At 53.6% G+C, this 1,872-nt stretch carries 2 protein-coding genes; one reads left to right on the top strand and one right to left on the bottom strand.

The window, feature by feature from the left end; translation table 11 throughout:
* Window positions 1-1,235 (bottom strand): transporter substrate-binding domain-containing protein (locus RI563_RS12545; protein WP_310694725.1); only part of this gene is annotated, 1,235 nt, incomplete at its 3' end.
* Between the two features lie 284 nt (window positions 1,236-1,519).
* Between RI563_RS12545 and RI563_RS12540 the strand changes: the two genes are divergently transcribed.
* Window positions 1,520-1,872, top strand: a 353-nt coding sequence (locus RI563_RS12540) for a radical SAM protein (RefSeq protein ID WP_310694724.1), incomplete at its 3' end; no start/stop codon positions are given.

The raw sequence follows: 1,872 nt of genomic DNA, 5'->3' as shown, positions 1-1,872 counted from the left end.
TGCTGTGCTTCACGCAGCTGGCTGACATCCTGGACAGTACAGATAAAATACTCAACCCCTTCAATCTGGGTCATATCCAGCGCAATTCTCACGGAACGGAGTCGGCCATCATTTGACTTGATCCGGTATTCCCGGAACTTATTCTCGATTTTCTGGCTTTTTATTTGCTCTTTGTTATCAAATGACTCGAGGGTCTTGCTGAACTCATTGGCCTCCACTTCCGGCATTAAACCGGCAATACTATAGTCAATCAAGCTGCTTTTATCCCTACCAAAAATTTCCATCGCGGCTTTGTTAGCTGTCAGCACCATGCCATTACGGTTTAGTGTCAAGATCCCTTCCGCGGAGATATCCAATACGCTGTTAACGAAAGCATTGGTTGTCTTCAGCTCCTTGTTAATGCGTTGCAATACGTTAAACCGGAAATACACAAAAGCCAGCAGACCAATACTCATCAGCGCCAGGACCAGATAAGCAACACGCTGATGGTCCCAGAACACCGGTTCCGGATGCCAGCGAGAATAGATCGTCCCGTAAGCTTCTGACGCCAGGACGGTCTGCAATGCTCTATCGAGCTTCTGTGCCAGTTCCGGTTGTTGTTGATTCACGCCGATCGCCCGGGGTACTTCGCGAAGCGGCTCCCCCAGTGCCTGTATGTTGCCTTTCAGCCGCAGGTTCCTGGCGATATATTTTGCGATGGGAGTCGGGTATATGATTGCATCGATCTTGTCTGTCGCCAGCTCCAACAAGGCATCTGCCAGATGCGGATATTCACGGCTTCTGATGGTCGATTCCTGGCTCAAAATCCTGACACCGATATTATCGCGAACAACGCCGACAATATAACGGGAGCCTCTCAGGTCACTCAGGCGATCGAACCACCCCTTGTCCTCCAGAACCAGGAGCGAGACAGGTATCGTATTGATCGGACGGGTGAAGGTAACAAAGGCTTTTCTTCGCTCGGTCACCCCCAGATTTGGAATGATATCCGCCTGGCCGCTTTTCAGCTGCGCGAATGCCTCATCCCAGGAGGAGACCGGGACATATTTAACCGTCACACCGGCCCGCGAGGCCACTTCTTCCATGACTTCGATACCGAAGCCTGTTGGTAAGTTGTTGACTGTCACGCTATAAATCGGCGGGAACCGTTCAGGAAAAACGGCCACAACCGTCCGCCCGGCATCCCCGGAGCCGTGCTGTTCGACATTGGCGCTAAAGCCGGTCTGCCAGGTCAATACCAGCAGCAGCCAGGCGAGAAATTGGCGTGTGCATCGTCCCATACCGGTGATTTTTTATCCCTTTTCCTTATTATAATTGACTATATCGTCAAGCTACTGAATTACCTTAACTTTATCACCGGTATGACCAGCCCGGCGACTCGACCAACGCCGGTTCGAACGCAGAGGCTCCTCCTGGGCTGATAATGTAATGCCGTCAATCAAGCGTCTCGGTAGCCACTTCTGCTACTCTAACAACGTTCCCGATACCCACAAGGCTCTGATTCGCAGGTCCCCGTTTTATGTTGCGCTTCACCGCTCTGCCGCCATTGGCGCTTTACATCCACTTCCCCTGGTGTACGCGCAAATGTCCCTATTGCGATTTCAATTCCCATACCCTGAGCGAAGCGCTGCCGGAACGGGCCTATATCGATGCCCTGCTGCGGGATCTGGAACAGGACCTGCCCCGGATCTGGGGGCGCCGGATCATCTCGATTTTTATGGGCGGCGGCACGCCCAGCCTGTTTTCGCCCGAATCGCTGGAATACCTGCTCTCGCAACTGCGCGCCCGGCTGGCCCTGGCCGCCGATTGCGAGATTACCCTGGAGGCCAATCCCGGCTCGTCCGAGGCGGCCAAGTTCGCCGAGTTTCGCGC

Origin of the sequence: Thiohalophilus sp. (assembly GCF_031581315.1) — a bacterium.
Classification (GTDB): Bacteria; Pseudomonadota; Gammaproteobacteria; order UBA6429; family Thiohalophilaceae; genus Thiohalophilus.
The sequence above is the reverse complement of the archived record's forward strand: the minus strand, read 5'-3'. Positions and strand labels throughout refer to the sequence as shown.